General features: G+C 39.8%; 5 protein-coding genes. All 5 read right to left on the minus strand.

Annotation, left to right across the window (positions count from 1 at the left end):
- Positions 1 to 115: 115 nt before the first annotated feature.
- Complete coding sequence (locus ACIQXN_RS21460) at positions 116 to 1,108, minus strand: ABC transporter ATP-binding protein (protein WP_402971582.1); 993 nt, start codon at positions 1,106 to 1,108, stop codon at positions 116 to 118.
- Positions 1,109 to 1,120: 12 nt separating this feature from the next.
- The gene (locus ACIQXN_RS21465; protein WP_402971585.1) at positions 1,121 to 2,131 is read right to left on the minus strand and encodes an ABC transporter ATP-binding protein; all 1,011 of its coding nucleotides are present in this window, start codon (positions 2,129 to 2,131) and stop codon (positions 1,121 to 1,123) included.
- A gap of 47 nt (positions 2,132 to 2,178) precedes the next feature.
- Positions 2,179 to 3,108, minus strand: coding sequence for an ABC transporter permease (locus tag ACIQXN_RS21470; protein ID WP_402971589.1), 930 nt, complete (start codon positions 3,106 to 3,108; stop codon positions 2,179 to 2,181).
- Positions 3,108 to 4,037, minus strand: coding sequence for an ABC transporter permease (locus tag ACIQXN_RS21475; protein WP_402971592.1), 930 nt, complete (start codon positions 4,035 to 4,037; stop codon positions 3,108 to 3,110). The genes ACIQXN_RS21470 and ACIQXN_RS21475 overlap by 1 nt, the downstream gene beginning before the upstream one ends.
- Before the next feature lie 119 nt (positions 4,038 to 4,156).
- Entirely contained in the window at positions 4,157 to 5,791 is a 1,635-nt protein-coding gene (locus tag ACIQXN_RS21480; protein ID WP_402971596.1) for a peptide ABC transporter substrate-binding protein, read from the minus strand.
- Positions 5,792 to 6,456 lie beyond the last annotated feature (665 nt).

Genomic DNA, 6,456 nt, shown 5'->3' on the forward strand with positions numbered 1-6,456 from the left:
TTGAACAAGTTTGAATTTAAATTCCGTATTATATTTCACCAAAAAAAACACCCCAAAAGTTAGTTTTTAACTCTAACTTTTGGGGTGCAGCACCCAACCGGCCTTCTTTATTGAGTTACCAGTATAGATGACAAGCAACAAAATGCCCTGGTTTTTGTTCCTTCCATTCGGGTATAACACTAGAGCACACTTCCATGGCTTTCGGACAACGAGTCCGGAACACACAGCCGCTGGGTGGATTAATCGGGCTGGGTACATCTCCTTGTAGAACAATCCGTTCCCTCTTAATCGTTGGATCTGGAATAGGGACAGCGGAAAGTAAAGCCTGGGTATACGGGTGTAGCGGATCCTTCGTTAGGGAATCACTGTCAGAGAGTTCCATCATTCTCCCTAAGTACATAACTAAAATACGGTCTGAGATATACTTTACCATTGATAAGTCATGAGCAATGAATAAATAAGTCAATCCCATATCTTTTTGCAATTCTTTAAGTAAATTTACGACCTGGGCTTGTATAGAAACATCAAGGGCCGATATGGGTTCATCACAAACAATGAATTTAGGGTTTAGGGCCAATGCTCTCGCGATTCCGATACGCTGACGTTGTCCACCGCTAAATTCATGGGGGAACCGGCTGATATGTTCTGGATTTAATCCGACAAGCTTTAGCAAGTCCTCCACTCGCTTCTTTTTTTCTTTGCCTTTTAAAATCCCATGAATAGCAAGAGGTTCACCAATCAGTTCCTCTACCTTCATACGTGGATTCAATGAAGCATACGGATCCTGAAATATCATTTGGATTTCCCTTCGGACCTGCGACATTTCTCCTTGTTTATAGTCAAAAATATTTTTTCCCTGAAAAAGAACTTCACCATCTGTCGGCTCATATAGTCGTGTAATCGTTCTACCTGCCGTTGATTTACCACAACCACTCTCCCCAACAAGCCCGACCGTTTCTCCTTCAAATATCGTTAAATCCAATCCATCCACTGCTTTTAAGGATTCTGAACCAATAGAAAAATATTTCTTTAAGTTTTTTATTTCAACAAGAGGAGTCCTTTTGCTGAGGGTCTTTTCTTTTAATGACACATTTTTTAGTGATACCATGACTCTCCTCCTTTATACATTGGTCGTTGGTTGAACTCTTGTTGCCTTTGCCATCGGATGATGTAGCCAGCATGCTGCCGTCTGTCCTACTTCCACCTCTTCAAGTTCCGGATCATGATCTTTGCATACCTTCATCGCATATTCACATCTAGGATAAAAGGGGCAACCCTTTGGTGGATCTAATAAATCAGGAGGAGATCCGATGATTGGAACCAATGGATCCGTTTTTTCCATATCAAGCCTTGGAACAGTTTTGAGCAGACCCTTAGTATAGGGATGCTGGGGGTTTGCGAATATAGCTTCTACCGTACCCGTTTCCACAACCGTTCCTGCATACATGACGATCACACGATCACAAGTTTCCGCGACCACACCCAAATCATGGGTAATTAATATTATGGAAGTGTTCATCCTCTTTTGGATGTCTTTCATAAGTTCTAGTATTTGAGCTTGGATTGTGACATCCAGTGCAGTTGTCGGTTCATCTGCAATTAATAATTGTGGATCGCAGGCAAGGGCTATCGCAATCATCGCCCTCTGCCGCATCCCACCAGAAAATTCATGCGGATATTGCTGCAACCTTTTTTCAGGTTGCGGGATGCCAACCAATTTTAACGTTTCAAGTGCTCTTTCATATGCCTCTTTTCGAGAAATATCCTTATGTTTTAAAATAGACTCCATAATCTGGGTCCCTATTTTTGTAGTCGGATTAAGTGAAGTCATCGGATCTTGAAATATCATACTGATGTCATTCCCTCGAATGCTTTGCATATCCTTTTCACTCGCTTTTACGAGATCCTTACCATTAAATATGATCGATCCATTACCATACTGCGCCGGGGGCGTTTCTAATAACTTCATAATCGATTTCGCCGTTACGCTTTTTCCGCACCCTGACTCCCCGACTATCCCAATGGCTTCCCCTTTTTTCACTTGAAAGTCAACGCCGCGAACAGCCTGAACTTTACCAGCATACGTATGGAAGGTGATGTGTAAATCATTGACCTCTAATAAGTTCCCCATCCTCGTCCCTCCTATTCTAGTTCAATATCTATATGTTTAGGACTCTATTATTTCCGAAGCTTTGGATCCAGTGCATCCTGAAGACCATCACCCACTACATTGAAGGCAAACATCGTGATGGAAATTAGGATGGCTGGAATTAAAAGCTGATAGAAGTTACCGACTAAAATGCTTCCTAAAGCATCACTTGTCAGCGTCCCCCAGCTAGCCTGTGGAGCTGGGACACCCAGCCCTAAAAAGCTTAATGTCGCCTCAGCAAATATTGCTGAAGGAACTGTCAAAGTTAAATTCACTAAGATCGGACCCATTGTATTGGGAATCATATGTTTCCTCAATTTCCAATTTGTGTTAGCTCCGGATATAGTCGCTGCATGAATATATTCATTTTCCTTCAGCTGTAATACTTGTCCTCGAACCAATCGTGCCATGGGAATCCACCCTGTAATCGTCATCGCGATGATGATCGGTAAGATACCTGGATTTAAAACGACCATCATTAAGATAACCATCAATAAGTATGGAATTGCATAAATAACCTCAGCAAACCGCATCATTAAATTGTCTGTGCGTCCACCTCGTATCGCCGAAATGCCCCCATAAATGACCCCTATAATGAAGTCGATGAGAGCTGCCATCAATCCAATGAATAAGGATATTCTTGCCCCATACCAAGCTCTTGTAAATAGGTCTCTCCCAGCTGTATCCGTACCAAACCAATGCTCAGCATTTGGTCTAAGATTCTTTTTGGCGAAATCTTGTTCGTAATATGAGTATCCGTTCATATAAGGACCAAAAATGGCCATCAACCCTAACAGGACAATAAGGATGAATCCAGTCATGGCCAATTTATTTTGTTTGAACCTCCGCCATACATCGGACCAAAATGATACAGTCGGTCGGGAAATCTTTTCTGCTTCCTTGAAATTATCTTCTGCGGGCGAGAACATATCTTCAGTTAAATGCACTTTTTCTGCCATTATTTACTCTCCCCCGTCACTTTAATTCTCGGGTCAATCAACGTATAGGCAACATCCACTATGAAAATCAATACAATTAATATGGCACTATACACGATCGTGGAACCTAAAATAACCGGGTAATCCCGATTGAAGATTCCTTTGACGAACATCTCACCCATCCCAGGAATTCCAAAAATACGTTCTATAATGAAACTTCCCGTGACAATATTAGCCGTCAGTATACCGAGGATCGTAATGACAGGCAATATGGCATTTCGGATCGCATGTTTGATAATGACGCTACTCCGTTTCAACCCTTTGGCCTTTGCCGTCAATATGTAATCCTGACCCATGACTTCTAACATGCTCGTCCGCATCAATCTTGCAATAAAAGCGAGCGGCATCATCGATAAGGCAATGGAAGGCAATATCGTATGTTTCCATGTTGCCCAAGTAGCAACAGGAAGAATTTTGAATTCAATAGCAAGATAATTTATCAAAACTGTAGCTAAGATAAAGTTAGGAACAGATATCCCAACAATCGCAATGATCATCGAAAGATAATCAGGCCATTTATTTCGATATAAAGAAGCTATCACTCCTAAGATCAGCCCAAAAAAGATAGCTATTGCCAACGCTTGCGCACCTAGGTGTAAGGATACTGGGAATCCGTTCACTATGTAATCATTCACAGATATGGATGATGATTTTAAAGAAGGACCAAAATCAAACCGAAGTACTTCCAATAAATAATTTCCATATTGTGTTAATAACGGTTTATCCAACCCATAGTGAGCTTGTAGGTTATCGTAAACAGCAGGGGGCATTACCCCTTCTTTGGCAAAAGGATTTCCTGGTATAGAATGCATAATGATAAAAGTGATTGTAATGACCGCCCATAAAGTTATAATCGCCCATTTTAATCGATTTATCGTATATCTCAACATGGTAATCACCTCAATTCTCGTTTTCATAGAAGTTTAAAGCAGAAATGAATTCATGAATTTTTCAACTGAAAAATGGGGTATGTCCCTATATGGACATACCTCCCATCACTATCTTGCCTTTATTTTTTATCTGCATAAATAAAGCTAGGATACTCGTTGATCGGTGCATAAATCCCTGTAACATTTGATTTAACCATATATGGTTTCGTATAGAAGTAGATTGGAATAATCGGCATTTCATCGATTAATAGTTTTTCAGCCTTGTGTAGAATAGGCATACGATCTTCAGGCTTCATAGCTGTTTTAGATTCCTTAAGATACTTGTCGTATTCCTTGTTAGACCAGTCGGCGTCATTGTAAGCACCATCCGTCTCCCAAAGCATGAATGTCATTGGATCGACATAATCACCAATCCAGCCGGCACGTGAAATTTGGAAGTCCCCTGCTTTTTCTCGGTCCAATTTAACCTGGAATTCAGCATTTTCCAATTTGACTTCAACACCTAGATTTTTACGCCACATTTCTTGGACAGCTTCTGCAATCTTCTTATGGGCATCTAATGTATTAAACAAAATGGAGAAGTCAGGCATTTTTTTCATACCCTCTTCAGCAAGACCTTCTTTTAATAACTTTTTAGCTTCATCTACATTTTCATCAAATAGATTTCCGGTATTTTCTTGGAAGTCACCAGTTGCATCAGGTATCCCCGGTGGGACGATTCCATATGCCGGCTGTTGGCCACCTTGAGTAACATTTTCGGTAATCATTTTTCTGTCAATAGCCATGGATAAAGCTTTTCTGACCTTAATATTATTGAACGGTTTTACTTTAGTATTTAAGTTGTAATAATACACAGCAAGATCTGGACCATTTTGGAATTCCTTATCTCCGGAATTTACCAGTTGGCCTTGTTTGTCCACTGGAAGTGGATATGCTAGATCTAGTTCACCATTTTCATACATTTGCCATGCAGTGTTCTCATCTTCTATCAGGGCAAAATTCACAGCATCCAATTTAATTTTATCTTTATCATAATAATTGTCATTCTTCTCGATTTTGATGCTTTCTTTATGTTTCCATTCGGTTAACTTGAACGGACCATTTGAAACATGCGTTTCTGCCTCAAGAGCCCAATCAGGATTTTCTTCTTGGACTTTTTTATTGATTGGAAATAACGCATAGAAAGATGTTAAATCTAGGAAGTATGGAGTAGGCTCTTCTAAGATAACCTCTAATGTAAGATCATCCGTAGCCTTTACACCAACATCCTCTTCCTTACCCTTTTTGCCATTGTATGCTTCTCCGCCTTTAAGATAATAAAGCTGGTAAGCGTAGTCGGCAGCCGTATCAGGATTCAAGGCATGTTTCCACGCATATTCAAAATCATTAGCAGTAATCGGATCCCCATTCGACCATTTCAAACCATCTTTCAATTTGAAAGTCCATGTTTTACCATCTTTGCTACTTTCCCATGATTCTGCAACGGCAGGGACAATTTTCCCTTCCTCCGTTTTCTTAGTCAACCCCTCAAACGTATGATTTAGAATCCATGAATCATGTGTACCTTGTGCTTTAGCAGGGTGAAGTGAACCTGGTTCAGATGAGTTATTTACATTTAAAACTTTCGGTCCAGTTGATTTACTCGTTCCTTCTTCTTTTTCATTCGAAGTTTCCTTCGAACCTCCATTACACGCGGCCAGTACAAGTATCATAACTAAAAACAATGACAGTACTGAAAATTTAGACTTTTTCAAACATTTTCCCCCTCTTTTATGTTTACTTATCGAGTCACCCTACTCTAGGACCCTCTTTTTTTATCGTCTATCAACTGCCGGCTTAGTCCATTCCGAAAATTTTCTGCGAGGATTAGTTAGAAGTTTTAAAGTGCATTTACTAGAACAATTAGCAAACCGCTTGCACATTTTATTCTTTCTCCTCGGAAAAACCAAAAAAACAGCAGTTTAATAGCTTAAAACCACCTTCCTTTCCAACCTCGCAAAAGGATAATATGATTATATTCGACTAAAATATGTTATTCCCTTCAAAATATTACAAAAAAATTAAAATTATCTACCAATTTAATTTTATTTGTAATCGTTTGTTACTAATTACTTATTAATAAGACGATTCACTGCTTATTTACGAAAGAAACATTCATTATTTTTTGTTCAGATCCATTTATGCACATAGAAAAAGGAATGTGCAAAACGTAAATATTCTTCGATTCAACAGCACAAAACGTTAATTATAACCAGTAACCTACTTCTGAACATTCAGGCTCTTCGGGTAGATCTACCCCCCGATAGATTACTAATGGCAGGAACAATCGAGTAGGAGGAGGCGCCTAGCCTCCGACCTCTCACACCACCGTACGTACCGTTCGGTATACGGCGGTTCAGTTTAAGTCTGACGTAGTTTT

Source organism: Peribacillus sp. NPDC097295 (genome assembly GCF_044761665.1).
Classification (GTDB): Bacteria; Bacillota; Bacilli; order Bacillales; family DSM-1321; genus Peribacillus.

What these genes read in the sequence shown, in the direction of transcription:
- ACIQXN_RS21475 (WP_402971592.1), bottom strand. Translation starts at nt 4,037, where the DNA reads ATGTTGAGATATACGATAAATCGATTAAAATGGGCGATTATAACTTTA.
- ACIQXN_RS21465 (WP_402971585.1), bottom strand. Translation starts at nt 2,131, where the DNA reads ATGGGGAACTTATTAGAGGTCAATGATTTACACATCACCTTCCATACG.
- ACIQXN_RS21460 (WP_402971582.1), bottom strand. Translation starts at nt 1,108, where the DNA reads ATGGTATCACTAAAAAATGTGTCATTAAAAGAAAAGACCCTCAGCAAA.
- ACIQXN_RS21470 (WP_402971589.1), bottom strand. Translation starts at nt 3,108, where the DNA reads ATGGCAGAAAAAGTGCATTTAACTGAAGATATGTTCTCGCCCGCAGAA.